At 70.7% G+C, this 13,965-nt stretch carries 18 protein-coding genes; 3 read left to right on the top strand and 15 right to left on the bottom strand.

All coding sequences use genetic code 11. The annotated features are described in order from the left end of the window. Position 1: 1 nt before the first annotated feature. From AB0M35_RS01590 to AB0M35_RS01550, 9 genes are all read right to left on the bottom strand, one after another. Positions 2 to 1,009: a MoxR family ATPase gene (locus AB0M35_RS01590; RefSeq protein ID WP_363740324.1), complete on the bottom strand. Its 1,008-nt coding sequence runs from the start codon at positions 1,007 to 1,009 to the stop codon at positions 2 to 4. Beyond that, positions 1,009 to 1,596 (bottom strand): hypothetical protein, encoded by a 588-nt coding sequence (locus AB0M35_RS01585; protein ID WP_363740323.1) that lies wholly within the window; start codon positions 1,594 to 1,596, stop codon positions 1,009 to 1,011. Before AB0M35_RS01585 ends, AB0M35_RS01590 begins: the two co-directional genes overlap by 1 nt. After that, positions 1,593 to 2,321: a DUF4129 domain-containing protein gene (locus AB0M35_RS01580; RefSeq protein ID WP_363740322.1), complete on the bottom strand. Its 729-nt coding sequence runs from the start codon at positions 2,319 to 2,321 to the stop codon at positions 1,593 to 1,595. Before AB0M35_RS01580 ends, AB0M35_RS01585 begins: the two co-directional genes overlap by 4 nt. 77 nt (positions 2,322 to 2,398) lie before the next feature. Then, a complete protein-coding gene (locus AB0M35_RS01575; RefSeq protein ID WP_363741839.1) occupies positions 2,399 to 3,112 on the bottom strand; it encodes a uracil-DNA glycosylase in 714 nt (237 codons plus the stop codon). Between the two features lie 19 nt (positions 3,113 to 3,131). Then, positions 3,132 to 3,818, bottom strand: coding sequence for a dienelactone hydrolase family protein (locus AB0M35_RS01570; protein WP_363740321.1), 687 nt, complete (start codon positions 3,816 to 3,818; stop codon positions 3,132 to 3,134). A gap of 160 nt (positions 3,819 to 3,978) precedes the next feature. Then, positions 3,979 to 4,356: a Fic family protein gene (locus tag AB0M35_RS01565; RefSeq protein ID WP_363740320.1), complete on the bottom strand. Its 378-nt coding sequence runs from the start codon at positions 4,354 to 4,356 to the stop codon at positions 3,979 to 3,981. Further along, positions 4,353 to 4,556, bottom strand: coding sequence for an Arc family DNA-binding protein (locus tag AB0M35_RS01560; protein ID WP_013731632.1), 204 nt, complete (start codon positions 4,554 to 4,556; stop codon positions 4,353 to 4,355). The genes AB0M35_RS01565 and AB0M35_RS01560 overlap by 4 nt, the downstream gene beginning before the upstream one ends. 36 nt (positions 4,557 to 4,592) lie before the next feature. Beyond that, complete coding sequence (locus AB0M35_RS01555) at positions 4,593 to 5,534, bottom strand: Ppx/GppA phosphatase family protein (protein WP_363741836.1); 942 nt, start codon at positions 5,532 to 5,534, stop codon at positions 4,593 to 4,595. A gap of 48 nt (positions 5,535 to 5,582) precedes the next feature. Continuing rightward, the gene (locus AB0M35_RS01550) at positions 5,583 to 5,924 is read right to left on the bottom strand and encodes a hypothetical protein (protein WP_363740319.1); all 342 of its coding nucleotides are present in this window, start codon (positions 5,922 to 5,924) and stop codon (positions 5,583 to 5,585) included. Positions 5,925 to 6,208: 284 nt separating this feature from the next. Here AB0M35_RS01550 and AB0M35_RS01545 point away from each other — a divergent pair, with 284 nt between their 5' ends. Further along, positions 6,209 to 7,027, top strand: coding sequence for a helix-turn-helix transcriptional regulator (locus AB0M35_RS01545; RefSeq protein WP_363740318.1), 819 nt, complete (start codon positions 6,209 to 6,211; stop codon positions 7,025 to 7,027). Next, positions 7,024 to 7,218, top strand: a complete 195-nt coding sequence (locus AB0M35_RS01540; protein WP_363741833.1) for a DUF397 domain-containing protein — start codon at positions 7,024 to 7,026, stop codon at positions 7,216 to 7,218. The genes AB0M35_RS01545 and AB0M35_RS01540 overlap by 4 nt, the downstream gene beginning before the upstream one ends. A 60-nt stretch (positions 7,219 to 7,278) precedes the next feature. Here AB0M35_RS01540 and AB0M35_RS01535 read toward each other — a convergent pair whose 3' ends face one another. From AB0M35_RS01535 to eno, 4 genes are read right to left on the bottom strand one after another with little or no spacing between them, the layout of a single operon-like run. Further along, on the bottom strand, positions 7,279 to 7,812 hold the full coding sequence (locus tag AB0M35_RS01535; protein WP_363740317.1) for an amino-acid N-acetyltransferase: 534 nt from the start codon (positions 7,810 to 7,812) through the stop codon (positions 7,279 to 7,281). Further along, positions 7,809 to 8,366 carry a DUF501 domain-containing protein gene (locus AB0M35_RS01530; RefSeq protein WP_363740316.1) on the bottom strand — a complete coding sequence of 186 codons (558 nt, stop codon included), beginning with the start codon at positions 8,364 to 8,366 and terminating at the stop codon, positions 7,809 to 7,811. The genes AB0M35_RS01535 and AB0M35_RS01530 overlap by 4 nt, the downstream gene beginning before the upstream one ends. Before the next feature lie 22 nt (positions 8,367 to 8,388). After that, positions 8,389 to 9,036 (bottom strand): septum formation initiator family protein, encoded by a 648-nt coding sequence (locus AB0M35_RS01525; protein WP_363740315.1) that lies wholly within the window; start codon positions 9,034 to 9,036, stop codon positions 8,389 to 8,391. Between the two features lie 30 nt (positions 9,037 to 9,066). Continuing rightward, positions 9,067 to 10,350, bottom strand: a complete 1,284-nt coding sequence (gene eno / locus AB0M35_RS01520) for a phosphopyruvate hydratase (RefSeq protein WP_363740314.1) — start codon at positions 10,348 to 10,350, stop codon at positions 9,067 to 9,069. A gap of 220 nt (positions 10,351 to 10,570) precedes the next feature. Between eno and AB0M35_RS01515 the strand changes: the two genes are divergently transcribed. Next, a complete protein-coding gene (locus tag AB0M35_RS01515) occupies positions 10,571 to 11,263 on the top strand; it encodes a hypothetical protein (protein ID WP_363740313.1) in 693 nt (230 codons plus the stop codon). Positions 11,264 to 11,266: 3 nt separating this feature from the next. Here the strand turns inward: AB0M35_RS01515 and AB0M35_RS01510 are convergent, their stop codons facing one another. Continuing rightward, positions 11,267 to 12,886 carry a DUF885 domain-containing protein gene (locus AB0M35_RS01510; RefSeq protein ID WP_363740312.1) on the bottom strand — a complete coding sequence of 540 codons (1,620 nt, stop codon included), beginning with the start codon at positions 12,884 to 12,886 and terminating at the stop codon, positions 11,267 to 11,269. A gap of 107 nt (positions 12,887 to 12,993) precedes the next feature. Next, a complete protein-coding gene (locus AB0M35_RS01505; RefSeq protein WP_363740311.1) occupies positions 12,994 to 13,965 on the bottom strand; it encodes a nucleoside triphosphate pyrophosphohydrolase in 972 nt (323 codons plus the stop codon).

Genomic DNA, 13,965 nt, shown 5'->3' with positions numbered 1-13,965 from the left:
GTCAGATCCCCTGCCGCCCGGCGGCGTAGCTGGGCAGTGCCCCGCTGGCCGGTGCCGGGGTCTGATCGAGGACCTCACCGACCACGAAGGACGGATCGACCCGACGCAGCCACATCTCCGGCCGCAGGGTGATCCGGTGGGCCAGGGCCGGTGCCGCCACCTCCTTGACGTCCTCCGGCACCACGTAGTCCCGCCCGGAGAGCACCGCCCGCACCCGGGCCAGCAGCAGCAACGCCAACGAGCCGCGCGGGGAGGAACCGACCAGCACCGAGGGATGTTCGCGGGTGGCCGCGGTCAACGCCACCATGTAGCGGCCCACCGAATCCTCCACGGTGACGTCCTCCAACGCCCCCTGCATGGCCCGCAGGGTCGCCGCGTCGACCACCGGCTTGATCTCGGCCTCCTCACGGCGGCGGGCCATCCGGCGGCGCAGCACCTCCCACTCCTCGTCCTGGGGCGGATAACCGAAGGACACCCGCAACAGGAACCGGTCCAACTGCGCCTCCGGCAGCGGATAGGTGCCCTCGTACTCGATGGGGTTGGCGGTGGCCAGCACGTGGAACGGCTCGTCCAGCCGGTAGGTCACCCCTTCCACCGAGACCTGCTTCTCCTGCATCGCCTCCAGCAGGGCGGACTGGGTCTTCGGCGGGGTCCGGTTGATCTCGTCGGCGAGCAGCAGGTTCGTGAAGACCGGCCCGGCCCGGAACGTGAAGTCACCGCTGCGCTGGTCGTACAGGAAGGAGCCGGTGACGTCGGCGGGCAGCAGATCCGGGGTGAACTGGAGGCGGCGGAAGTCCAACCCGAGCGCCTGGGCGAAGCACCGGGCGGTGAGCGTCTTGCCCAGGCCGGGCAGGTCCTCCAGCAGCACGTGGCCACCGGCGAGGATGCCGGCGAGCACCAGTTCCAGGGCGTCCCGCTTGCCGACCACGACCTGGCCCACCGCGTCCAGTACCGCCCGGGCGAGGTGACCGACCTCGGTGGGGGGCATGGTCCGGGCGGCGTCGTTCATCAGATCTTCTCCAGTTCGGCGACGATCACCGCGAGGTCGCGCGGCGAGGGGATCCGGCGAGACGGGGTTTCCAGGAACAGCCACAGGCGCTCGCCCAGCAGGGCGCGGGCCCGGGCGGGATCCGACTCACGGGTCACGCCGTGCTTGAGGCGCAGCCGCTCGTCGGCCAGTTCCGCGAGACGGGGCAGGATCATCTTGGTGAAACGTTCGGGACGGTTCTTCGTCCATTCCAGCGGCAGTTCCCAGCCGTTGATCGCGGTGCGTAGCGCGTCCCGGGCATCCCAGTTGTACATGCCGTCCTCCTCGCCACCCGGACGGGACGTGGCGGACTGCACGGTTCTCGACGGCGGGGCGAGCAGGGCCACGATGCGACGCACCAGCAGCAACGTGACGACTGCGGCCACCAGCACCAGCAGCGAGAGCCGCAGGCCGACGGCGCGTAGCCCGGCGACGAGCACCACGGTCGTGGCGGCGGTGACCCCGAGGAACGTGGCGACCGACCGTAGCCGGCCGCCACGGCGCTGCTCGGGCTGGACCGGCCGCTCCTCGGAGAAGCTGAGCAGGTCGTCGATGCTGGTGCTGCTCACGTCGTCACCTGCTCGACCGTGGCGGTGAGTTCGCCGCGCAACCGGCGCAGCGCGGCGCGCGCCTGGTCGCGGGTGCGTTCGTCGACCGGCCGGGTGGCGTACCGGGCCTCCCGGTAGACGTTCGCGAACTCGGCCAGCACATCGGCGCTGACGATGGCCGGCACACCGGCGGAGGGGTCGCCGCGCAGCAGCCGGGTAACCAGGTCGGTCGGGGTGTCCCCGGTCAGCCGGGGCACCCCTGCCGCGGCGGCGGCCTCTTCGAGGCGTACCCAGCAGGCGATCACCGCGGTCCGGGGGTCGGTGGAGCGATCGTCCAGTTCGACCAGACCGGCGTCAACCGCGGCGACGACCTCCCGGGCGGTGCCTTCGGCGTTGCGTCGGGTGGTACCGACCGGCAGCCGCCGGGTGACCCGCCGGGCCACCGACTGCATCACGCTCCACCCCAGATAGCCGAGGGCGGCCAGCAGCGCCATCCCCAGCAGCACCACGGCCACCGTGCCGAGCCAGGCAGGGAGGGCGGTGCTGGCCTGCTCGGCGGCTTGCCGCGGCTCGGCCGGAATGGAGGGTCTGGGGTCGCCGGTCGGGTATTCCAGCACGAAGGGAGCGTCCTGCACGGCGGGCGGGATCCGGCTGGCCCCGATGGAGGAATGGGTGGCGGCCAACGCCACGGCAGCGAGCAACGCGGCCACCGCTGTGACCGGCCACCACCTGCGTACAACGTCCATTCGGCCTACCTCCGGGCCACCGGGGCGTACGACGGGCAGGTCAGGATCCCATCCGTCATCGCCACCGCCCCGCAGCCTCAGTCCACCCCGGCCAACCGTTTCGCCCTGGTGAACACGTCGTCCAGCATCCCTGGTGTCAGCCGCCCCGTGAAGGTGTTCTGCTGGCTGACGTGGTAACAACCGAGCAGTTCCGGTACGGCCGTGCCGGACCAGTGTGCCCCATGGCCGAACGACGGTCGCGGGCTGGGCGCGGCGACACCGTAGACGTCCCGCGACACCGGCCACCAGGCGGCCCAGGCGAAGGCGCCCAGTGCGACCACCACCCGCAGCGTCGGCCGGATCAGGGCGACCTCCCGGTGCAGCCACGGCGCGCAGGTGTCCCGCTCGGCGGGGGTGGGCTTGTTGTCCGGCGGCGCGCAGCGTACGGCGGCGAAGATCCGGGTGTGCCGCAGCGTCAGCCCGTCGTCGGCGGCCACGCTGGTGGGCTGGTTGGCCAGGCCGGCTCGGTGCAGCGCGGCGAAGAGCACGTCGCCGGAACGGTCACCGGTGAAGATCCGCCCGGTGCGGTTGCCGCCGTGCGCCGCCGGGGCCAGTCCGAGAATCGCGATCCGCGCCGACGGGTCACCGAAGCCGGGTACCGGTCGACCCCAGTACTCCTGGTCGCGGAAGGCGGCCCGCTTGGTGCGTGCCACCTCTTCCCGCCACTGGACCAATCGTGGACAGGCGAAACAATCGCTCACCGCTGCGTCGAGGTCGGCCAGGTCGGTCGCCCGCGCTGCGCGGGCGACCACCTCGGCGGGGGTACGCGACTCAGCCAAGCTTCGCCCGGAAGAGTTCGAGGCTGCGGGCCCAGGCGCTGGTGGCGGCGCGCTGGTCAAAGTGCTCCGGCCGGTCCTCGTTGAAGAAGGCGTGCGCGGTGCCCGGGTAGTCGTGCAGGTGGCAGGTGCCGCCGGCGTTCTCGATGGCCCGGCGTACGCCCTGCACCCCCGGGTCGGCCGAGGTGCCGTCCGCCTCGGAGCAGTGCACGAGCGCGTCCTTGCCGGCGTAGTCCGTCCACTCCGAACGCATCCCCTCCCACGGCAGCCGGGGGTAGAACGCGGTGGTGGCGACGATCCGCTCGGAGAAGCTCGCGGCCCACAGCGCCAGGCTGGCCCCGGCGCAGAAACCGGCACAGCCGATCTTGCCGGTGACCTCGTGCCGGCCGGCGAGGTAGTCGGCGGCCACGGCTATTTCCCGCGCCGCCTCGTCCATCTGCGGCCCGTTCAGCATCTGTCGGGGCTCGCTCGGCTTGCCGGCCGGTTCACCGTGCCGGAAGTCCGGGGCGAGCGCGACGAAGCCCGCCTCGGCGAACCGGTCCACCACCGACCGGATGTGTGGCGCGAGCCCCCACCAGTCCTGGATGACGATGACCGCAGGGCTGGCCGTACCGGTGGCCGGTATCGCGAGGTATCCCTCACCCGTACCGCCACCGCTACGGTAGGTCACCATTTCGCCCATCGGCCCGTCCTCCTAGCGGTCAGTCATCGTTGGCTGGTCGCCCAGTGGTCCTACGTGCCGGTAGCCTGCCACGCGGTTACCTCCCGCCGGAAGATGCCGAAACAGTGGCATTCACCTCCTGTTCGCATCCGCGCTGGCCGCGTCTACGGTTGTGCGATGGTCAGACGTAGAGCTTGCGAATTTCGCGGGCGATGTCGGAGACCTCGGTCAGAGTGCCGCTGGCCACCGACATCACGAGAGCCTCGGCCTGATCGACGTCGACATCCTGGATCGGCACCTCGTTGAGGGCCAGAAACACACGTGCCGCCGCCCAGGCGAGACGCTTGTTTCCATCGATCAGGGCATGATTCATGCAGACCGAGTGCAGTAGCGCGGCGGCCTTGCTCCAGATATCGGGGTAAGCCTCTTGACCGAACACAACGGTGGCCGGGCGGACCACCGCCGACGAGAGCAGACCGAAATCGCGAACTTGCGGTGTCTCGCCCAACACGATCGAGGCGATCTCCACGAGGTCATCGACCTCGAGGTAGTTGATCACTCCGCCAACCGCCGCAGCAGTTCGGCGTCGCGCTCGGCAACCTCCCGCGCAAGGTCCCGTACGCGGGCGCGATGATTGCGGGCCGAGACATACTCCTCGACCGCCACGACGATGGTGGCATTCATCGAGCGGTGCTCCTGCTCGGCGAGTTGCTTGAGCCGCTCATGCAGCCCGTCAGGCAGATTGACGGTGGTGACCATATGGAAATCATACCGCCCATATGCAGGGAGAACCACCTATCCTGAGGTCTCTGCGAGGCTCCAGGCGATGCCGTCGAGGATGTCGTGTTCCGAGGCGACCACCGAATCCATCCCGGCACGCTCCATGATCACGCGGAGGACCAGCGCACCGGCGCCGATCACGTCCGCCCGGCCGGGGTGCATCACCGGGATCGCCAGCCGCTGATCACGGGTCATGGCCAGCAACTGTGCGCTCACCTCGGCCACCCGGTCGTACGACACTCGGGCGTGGTGGATGCGGGTCGGGTCGTACTCGGTGAGGTCTTGAGCGATGGCGACGACGGTGGTGACCGAGCCGGCGAGCCCGACCAGCGTGGCGGCCTCCCGCCCCGGCACGGCGGTCAGCGCCCGGTCCACCGCGACCGCGATGTCCGCCTGCGCGGCGGCGACCTCGTCGAGGCCGGGCGGGTCGCCGTGCAGGTGCCGCTCGGTCATCCGGACGCAGCCGATGTCCATGGAGATCGCCGCGTGCACACCCGCGTCCCGGCTGCCGACGACGAACTCCGTCGAGCCGCCGCCGATGTCCACCACCAGGTACGGCGATTGCGCGTCGGCGGGCAGCCCGCGCACCGCACCGGTGAAGGAGAGCCGGGCCTCTTCGTCGCCACTGACCACCTCGGGTGGCACCCCCAGGGTCTGCTGCACCATGGCCCGGAAGTCGGCGGCGTTCTCGGCGTCCCGGGTGGCCGAGGTGGCACACATCCGGACCCGCTCGGCGCCCAGCTTCGCGATGTCGGCGGCGTAGTCGGCCAACGCGACCCGGGTCCGCTCGATCGCCTCCGGAGCCAGCCGGCCGGTGGCGTCCACGCCCTGCCCGAGCCGCACGATCTCCATCCGCCGGTTCAGGTCGACCAGGGGTGCGGTCGAACCCGCCGACGGGTCGGGCAGGTCGGCGACCAGCAACCGGATGGAGTTGGTTCCGCAGTCGATGGCGGCCACACGCGTCGTCACGTCGGTCACCCTATAGCGCCGCCGCGCCCCGAACGCCTACTCGCCGTCCCCGTCGCGCCGGGCTTCCCCTCCCCGTCCCACCCAACCGACGAACCGGGCGAACAGCGCCGTCGGCTCGGGACCGTCATGTGGGTTGAGGTGGTAGAGATCGCGCATGGCCTCGTACATCAGGCCGGCGAGGTAGATCGTCAGGCCGACGGTGTTCCGGTCGAACTCGACGCGAAGCAGGAGCCGCGCCTCGGCGCAGGGCCACGGCTGCCCGTCGACCCGACAGCACCACATCGGCCGCAGCGGGGTGTGCGGGGCGTTCGCTCCGAGAGCGCGCGGGTGCGAGGGGTGCGGACCGTGGCTCGACCCCAGGAGTTGAGTAGTGATCATCGTCATTCACCATTCGCTCGCCACTGCTGAGGCACCGGGTACGCACATCGGCCTCCGGCACATCGGTGATTGGGAGGGGCCGCCCCGGTACGGGGGAAGTCCAGGGCGGCCCCGACACGAAATCCACCCCGTCCCTTCCTGGATAGGAGCGGATCCGTATGTGTGGGAGTCTGCATAGGACCGCATGGGCATCGATAGGTGCTCACGGCATCTGCGCAGGTGGAAGCGGCTACAGAGCCGGTTTGACAAGACGTCGGGCGGAATTGGGCAGAGGTGAGGAATCGATGGGCAACGCAATCGACTACGTACGCGAGGAACTGCGGCTGCTCCGGGCTCACCTCGGGTTGAGTCAGGACGATTTCGGCCGGGTCATCGGCTATTCCGGCTCACACGTCAGCTCGGTCGAGACCGGCGGTCGTCCGCCGACGAAGGACTACATGCTCGCCGTCGACCGCGCCCACGATCCCGCCTTCGACGCGGAGGCGGCGGAGGGGCGGTTCGGCCGGATGCTGCGGGAGTTGTCGAAGCTGGAGCAGACCCCGTCGTGGCTGCGGGAATGGATCGAGCTGGAACGCGAGGCGGCGCTGCTGCGCTGGTACGAACCGGCGTTCGTGCCCGGCATCTTCCAGACCGAGGCATACGCCCGGGCAACCATGAGCGATGGACTGCTCCTACCCGACCAGATCGATCAGCGAGTGGCATCCCGGCTGGACCGGCAGACGATCCTCACCCGGGACGTGCCGGTGCCGGTGGTGGCGGTGCTCGACGCGATGGTGCTCCGGCGGGGCATCAACGGGCGCCCCGACATCATGCGGGAGCAGCTCGAACGACTCGTCAAGATCACCGAGTTGCCGCACGTGCAGATCCTCGTGGTGCCGGAGGAGACCGAGATCTACCCTGGGTTGCAGGGAGGGTTCATCCTCGCCACTCTGGGCGACGGCTCAGTGGTGGCCCACCTCGACCACCAGGTCCGGGCGCAGATCGTCAACCACACCGACGACCTGGCCGCCCTGCAACGGACCTGGGAGGCGGTCCGGGGTGAGGCGCTCCCCCGCAGGCAGTCCCTCGACCTGATCAAGGAAGCGGCGCAGACATGGACATGACAGGTGCCAACTGGCGCAAGTCGACCTACTCCGGCACCAACGGCGGGTCGTGCGTGGAGGTGGCCGACAACCTGACCGGGGTCGTGCTCGTCCGCGACACCAAGGACCGGGACGGCGGCACCCTAGCCTTCACCCCGACCGCCTGGGCGAGCTTCATCGCGCTGGCGAAGACGACCACCCCGACCGCCTGACCGTCCCCGACGCTGAAGCCCTCGGCTGGCCGAGGGCTTCAGCGTGCAGGCGTTCCGAGGTCAGAGCCGCAGCAGCATCCGGGTGTTGCCCAGGGTGTTGGGCTTGACCCGCTCCAGGTCGAGGAACTCGGCGACACCCTCGTCGTAGGAGCGCAGCAACTGCTCGTAGACCGTGTGCGGCACCGGCGCACCGTCGATCTCGGTGAAGCCGAACGAGCCGAAGAAGTTGGTCTCGAAGGTCAGCACGAAGATCCGGGCGACACCCAACTCCCGGGCCACGTCGATCAGTTCGGCGACGATGCGGTGCCCGATCCGCTGCCCCCGGCAGGTCGGGTCGACGGCGACGGTACGGATCTCGGCCAGGTCCTCCCACATCACGTGCAGCGCGCCGCAGCCCACCACCGCGCCGTCGGTGACCCGGCTGGCCACCCGGAACTCCTGCACATGCTCGTAGAGGGTCACGGTGGCCTTGCTGAGCAGCCGCCGGTCGTCGGTGTAGGTGTCGATCAGCCGCCGGATGGCCCGTACGTCGGCGGTGCGGGCCCGCCGGATCACGATGTCGTCGGGCACCACCGCGTCCGGGGCGGGGGTCATTCGGCCTCCGGCACGTCGACGCAGCGCCCGGCCGCCCACCAGGGTTCGACCAGTTCGAGGGTCTCGTCGCCGAACGGGTTGACCCCGGGGCCGGCGCCGAGGGCATGGCCGAGGTGCACGTGCAGACACTTGACCCGGCCGGGCATGCCGCCGGCCGAGATGCCGGCGATCTCCGGTACCTCGGCGATCGCGTCCCGACGGGTCAGGTAGTCCTCGTGCGCGGCGCGGTAGCGGGCAGCCAGTTCCGGGTCGGTGGCCAGCCGGTCCGCCATCTCCCGCATCAGCCCGGCCGACTCCAGCCGGCTGCACGCGGCGGTCGCCCGTGGGCAGGTCAGGTAGTACAGCGTCGGGAACGGGGTGCCGTCGGCCAGCCGGGGGGTCGTCTCCACCACGTCGGGCAGGCCGCACGGGCAGCGATGGGCCACCGCGCGGGTGCCCCGGGGCGGGCGGCCGAGCTGCGCGGCCACCGCCGCCAGGTCAGCCTCGGTGGCCGGCTCACGCTTCGGTGGGGGTACGGAAGCCGCCGCCGGCTCCGGCGGTGGTACGACAGTCACGGTGCCATCTTTCGTTCGGTGCTCACTCGCCCAGCTGCGAGTCGGTCTCGGCGTCGAGCTGCGCGGCGTCGGCCGCCCGCACACTCGACCAGAGGGTGTCGTACCAGGCGTCCGGGTTGACCTGCGCCGCCGGCTCGCCGCTCTCGCCCGCGTCCCGGGCCGCCCCGGCCGGATCCTCCAGCAGGATCACCATCTTCTCGCCGGGCCGGCGCATGAAGAACCGTTCCCGGGCCTTCGTCTCGATGTACGCCTCGTCCTGCCACTTCTCGGCCTGGGTGGTCAGCTCGGCGATCAGCTCCCGTTGGGCCGTCTGCGCGGCCTCCATCCGTTCGATGTCAGCCTGTTGATCAAGGTAGACCCGGACCGGATAGGTGTAGGCCAACGCGAGCGCGATCAACACCGCGATGAGGACGGTGGCGCGTCCGGTGAGACCTCGGGGTCGGGGGGCGGCCAGCCGGGTCACCCCGCCGGCCGCCGCCCGCCTGGCGGCAGGCCGCTTGGCGGAGCGTACGCCCTCGGCACCGCGGGCGGCCGACGGCGCGCGACCGGCGGTACGCGACTCCGCGCGCACCCCGCCGTCGCGGACCGTGCCCCGACCGGTGCCGGGTCGGCCGGTGTGCCCCGGCCGACGGACCGGACGCTGACCACCCGGCGTGCGGCGCTGGTGCATCACACCCCTCCCCCGAGGTCTCGCATCGGCTCAGGCGGAACGGTAGCGCGGGAAGGCGCCCGCGCCGGCGTACCGCGCCGCGTCGGCCAGCTCCTCCTCGATGCGCAGCAGCTGGTTGTACTTCGCCACCCGGTCCGAGCGGGCCGGGGCACCGGTCTTGATCTGGCCGCAGCCGGTGGCCACCGCGAGGTCGGCAATGGTGGTGTCCTCGGTCTCCCCGGACCGGTGGCTCATCATGCACTTGAAGCCGGCCCGGTGGGCCAGGTCGACCGCGTCCAGCGTCTCGGTCAACGAACCGATCTGGTTGACCTTCACCAGCACGGCGTTCGCGGCCTTCTCGGCGATGCCCCGGGCGATGCGCTGCGGGTTGGTGACGAACAGGTCGTCGCCGACGATCTGGATCCGGTCGCCGACCGCGGCGGTCAGCGTCTGCCAGCCGGTCCAGTCGTCCTCGGCCAGCGGGTCCTCGATCGACACGATCGGGTACGCATCGGCGAGCTTGGTGTAGTACTCGCTCATCTCCTCGGCGGTCTTGGCGACCCCCTCGAAGGTGTACGTGCCGTCGGCGAAGAACTCGGTGGCGGCCACGTCGAGGGCGAAGACGATGTCGGTGCCGAGCCGGTAGCCGGCCTTCTCCACCGCCTCGGCGATCAGGTCCAGCGCGGCGGCGTTGGTGGGCAGGTTCGGGGCGAAGCCGCCCTCGTCACCGAGCCCGGTCGACAGGTCCTTCTTCTTCAACACCGACTTCAGCGCGTGGTAGACCTCGGCACCCGAGCGCAGCGCCTCACGGAAGCTCGGCGCGCCGATCGGCGCGATCATGAACTCCTGGATGTCGACGTTGCTGTCGGCGTGTGCCCCACCATTGAGGATGTTCATCATCGGCACCGGCAGCAGGTGCGCGTTCGGCCCACCGAGGTAGCGGAAGAGGCTCAGCTCAGCGCTGCCCGCCGCAGCCTTGGCCACCGCCAGCGACACCCCGAGGATGGCGTTGGCGCCCAGCTCGGCCTTGTTGTCGGTGCCGTCGATGTCGAGCATCTTCTGGTCGATGACCCGCTGCTCGCTGGCCTCATAGCCGATCAGCTGGTCGACGATCCGGTCCTCGATGTTGGCGACCGCCTTCTCCACTCCCTTGCCCAGGTAGCGGCCCTTGTCACCGTCGCGCAGCTCGATCGCCTCGAAGGCGCCGGTCGAGGCGCCGGAAGGCACGGCCGCGCGGGAGATCGTCCCGTCGTCGAGCCCGACCTCGACCTCGACGGTCGGGTTACCCCGCGAGTCCAGGATCTCCCGAGCCTCGATTACCTCGATGGTTGCCACTGAGTCGCTCCTCTTGTGTGGTCTCGTCCGGTATCGGCCGCGACGGTGCGGCTGAGGCAGGTGTTGAACGCAGCGTATCGGTCCCCGCCCGACCGCACCGCGACCGGGCGGCCTTGCGACCCGCCGTTCCGGCAGGGACGGGTCGGACATTCCCGGATTCTCGTGCGTCAACCGGCAACGAGTTTGCGCGAGCGGGACCTGATCGATCAGGCTGGGCGCCATGCCCGCCGCCTCGACCACCCTTCGTACGCTCGCAGCGTCGGCCGCCGTGTTGCTCACCGTCACCGGCTGTCAGGCTCTCGACGACGCCGGGCGGGCCATGGGGCGGGCCGACATCGTCAACGATCTGGCCGCCAAGATGGATCGGGCGCTGGAGTTGACCTACTCGGCGGAGTACCAGCTGGGTGGGGGGCGGACCGCCCTGATCAGCCAGGCTCAGGACCCGGCCCGGTCCGCGTACGAATGGCCGGGCGGAAAGCTCACGGTCACCGCCGAGGCGACCACGCACTGCGACAACGAGGGCAAGCGTACGGTCTGCACCCTCGAAGCGCCGCCGGCCGCCAACAGCAAGCCCTCGGTGATCGTCTACGCCGCCGCCGAGCGGGAAGGTCTGGTCACCCCACCGATGGTGATGGGGCTACTGACCAGCGCCGCCCTGGACCCGGCTGCGGTCATCACCTCCAGCGGCACCACGATCGCCGGCCTCTTGGCCACCTGCGTCGAGGTCCGGCAGCAGGGTGAGGACTTCTCCGCCTGCGTGACCGGCGAAGGGGCGCTGGGCAGCTTCACCGGCCGGGTCGACGGCGAGCCGGTGGAGTTGGCACTGAGCCGTTTCCAGGAGCAGGTCGACGGGGCGGCCTTCGAGCTGCCGCAGGGCGCCGGGATCGTGGACCGGCGTCGGACCGGCTCCTGAGTCTCACAGCCCCATCAGGGTGCGCAGGTGGCGCGGCGAAGGGCAGTTGTGAGCCAGCATCTCGTCGTGCCAGTCGCGTAGCGACACCTCGGGCGGACGGGACGCGGCGATCTCCGCCACCTCGCTGTAACCGACGAAGTAGGTCGACAGCTGGGTGGAGGTGAGCAGGGCTCGACGCCACTTTCCCGCTGCTTCGCCCTCCTCCTGGAAGCCACACCCGGTCAGCAGCGCCATCGCCTCGGTCTCGGGCACGTCCTCGGCATGCACCAGTTGGTCGAGCAACGTGTTGAGGGTCATCCGCAACTGCATCTTGAGCTGCTGCAACCGCACTGGCAGGCCGCCGAAGCCGTGCTCGGCCATCAGCTGTTCGGCGTAGACCGCCCAGCCCTCCACGAACGGGCCCGAGCGGGTCAGCGCCCGTACCCGAGTGGTGCCGACGTGCCGGCGGGCATGGGCGAGCTGAAGGGAGTGCCCCGGCATCGCCTCGTGCACCGTCAGGTTGCGGATCATGTGGTCGTTGTATTCGCGGTAGAAGGAGTCCACCCGGTGTGCCGGCCAGTCCGCCGGGGTCGGCGCGATGCAGTAGAACGTGGGCAGTTCGGCCGTCTCCAGGGCACCGGGAGCGTCGCAGTAGGCCACCGCCACACCCCGGGCGAACTCCGGCATCACCTGGATCACGCACCGGTCGGCCGGCACCGACACCAGGTCGCGGGCGCGGACGAAGTCGGTCGCCTCGTCCATGGTGATCGAGGCGAGGTCGACGATGGTGTGGTTGTCCGGATGCTCGGCGGCGAGCAGGTCGAGGGCTCGGCGTACCGTCTCGTCGTCGGCCGGGCCACCGACCAGTTCGACCGCCGCGGCGCGGATCTCCGCACCGACCCGGTCGAGGTTCGCCCAGGCCCGGCGCTGGATCTCGGCAGCGCTCAGCTCGGTGTCGAGGGCGTACCACAGTCGCGCCTCCCACCTGCGTCGGCCCAGTCGCGGATCGCGGCCGGGACCCGGATCGGCGGCCAGGCCGGCGCGCAGCCAGGCGACGAACTCCTCCAACGCGGCGATCGCGCCGGTGGCCGCCGGCTCGACCCGGTCCAGCAGCGCGGGTGCCTGGTCGAGCAACGCCGGTACCTCGTCGCGGATCAGCGCCGCCGTGCCGGTGAACTGCCCGAGGGCCGCCTCGGCGTGGATACGGGGCAGGTCACGCAACGTCGCACGCGCGGTGGCCAGCGCGTCCGGTACGGCGGCGAGCCGCCCGGCCAACGCGGTCAGCCGCTGTTCGGCCGGCGCGTACGGCCGGGAAAGCAGCCCGTGCAGCAGCGGCCCGGGGTTGTGCACGAGCGGATTCCACTCGTGCTCCCGGATCTCGGTCAGCTCGAACAGACAGCGGTCGACCAGCGTGGCCAGCAATGCATGATCCACCCGCTCCTCGACGTCGAGGGCGTCCGCATCGATCTCACACAGCACGCTCGCCGCGTCCACCAGCATCGCCCGGTCCCCCGCGACGGCGTCAGCGCTGAGATCCGGCAATCGATCATCAAATCGATGATCCCCCGCCGCACTGGCCAAACCCGGTCGACTGATCAGCAGCGCCTCGACGACCCGCTCCGCCACCACCCCAAACGGCTCCACCCCCCGACCCTACCCACCCCCACCCGTCCCGGCGCTGCCCCGACACCGGCGAGTTGATCAAGAAGTTTGCGTCTCGTCGGAAGCCGATTCAGACGCAAACCTCTTGATCAACTCGAAGATTCAGTGGAGCGGAGGGTTTGGGCGTAGGTGAGGGTGGTGTGGCGGAGGGCGGACTCGGGGTCGAGACCGGCCTCGCGGGCCCGGGCCACCGCGCTCAGGAGGGTGGCGCCCAGGGCGGCTTCGGGGTCTGATTGGGCATCGGGGGACGGGAGCGGGACGGTCAGGTCGGCGCGGTCGGCGCGCTCCAGGATCTTCGCGGCCAGGGCGAGCGCGGGCTGACTCAGCGCGATGCCGTCGAGCACCGACCTGCGGGACTTCTCGGCCTGCTTGATCCGCTCCCAGTTCGCGGTGATCTCCTCCAGGCTGCCCGCCTCGGCACCGGCGAAGACGTGCGGATTACGCCGGACCATCTTGTCGACCAGCCCGCCGGCCACGTCGTCGATGTTCCATCGCGCGCCCTCGGGCAGTTCCTCGGCCAGCCGGGCATGCAGCACCACCTGGAGCAGCACGTCGCCCAGTTCCTCGCGAAGCGCGTCGGTGTCCGAGGCGACGATCGCGTCGTACGCCTCGTAGCACTCCTCAAGCAGGAAGACCGCCAGGCTCTGGTGGGTCTGCGCCCGCTTCCAGGGATCACCGCCGGGCGAGAGCAGCCGATCCAACACGGCCACCGCGTCCAGCAGGCGGGCGCCGGGTGGATCCCACGAGCCGTACATCAGCTCCAGCTCGGCCAGCCCCGGCTCCCGGGCCAGCCGCAGGCCGAGTTCCCGGGCCAGCGCCTCGTCGCCGGCCGGGCCCGCCAGCCAGACCACCGTGTCGTTCGCCGCCGCGGCATCCAGCAACGCCGGCACCGCCGGGCCGTCCGGCACCCGCACCTGCCCGCCCGCCGACCGGATCGCCGTGGCCAGCTCGCTCTCCGCTCCGGCCAGCACCACAGCGGTGCGTACGACATCCCACGCCGCTGCCGTCAGCAGACCGGCCGGCAACCGGGGCGAGGTCACCAGCAGGACGATCCGGGGCAT

The organism is Micromonospora sp. NPDC051196 (assembly GCF_040682415.1).
Lineage (GTDB): Bacteria > Actinomycetota > Actinomycetes > Mycobacteriales > Micromonosporaceae > Micromonospora.
Note: the sequence above shows the minus strand (reverse complement) of the source record. Positions and strands in the feature narration are given on the sequence as shown.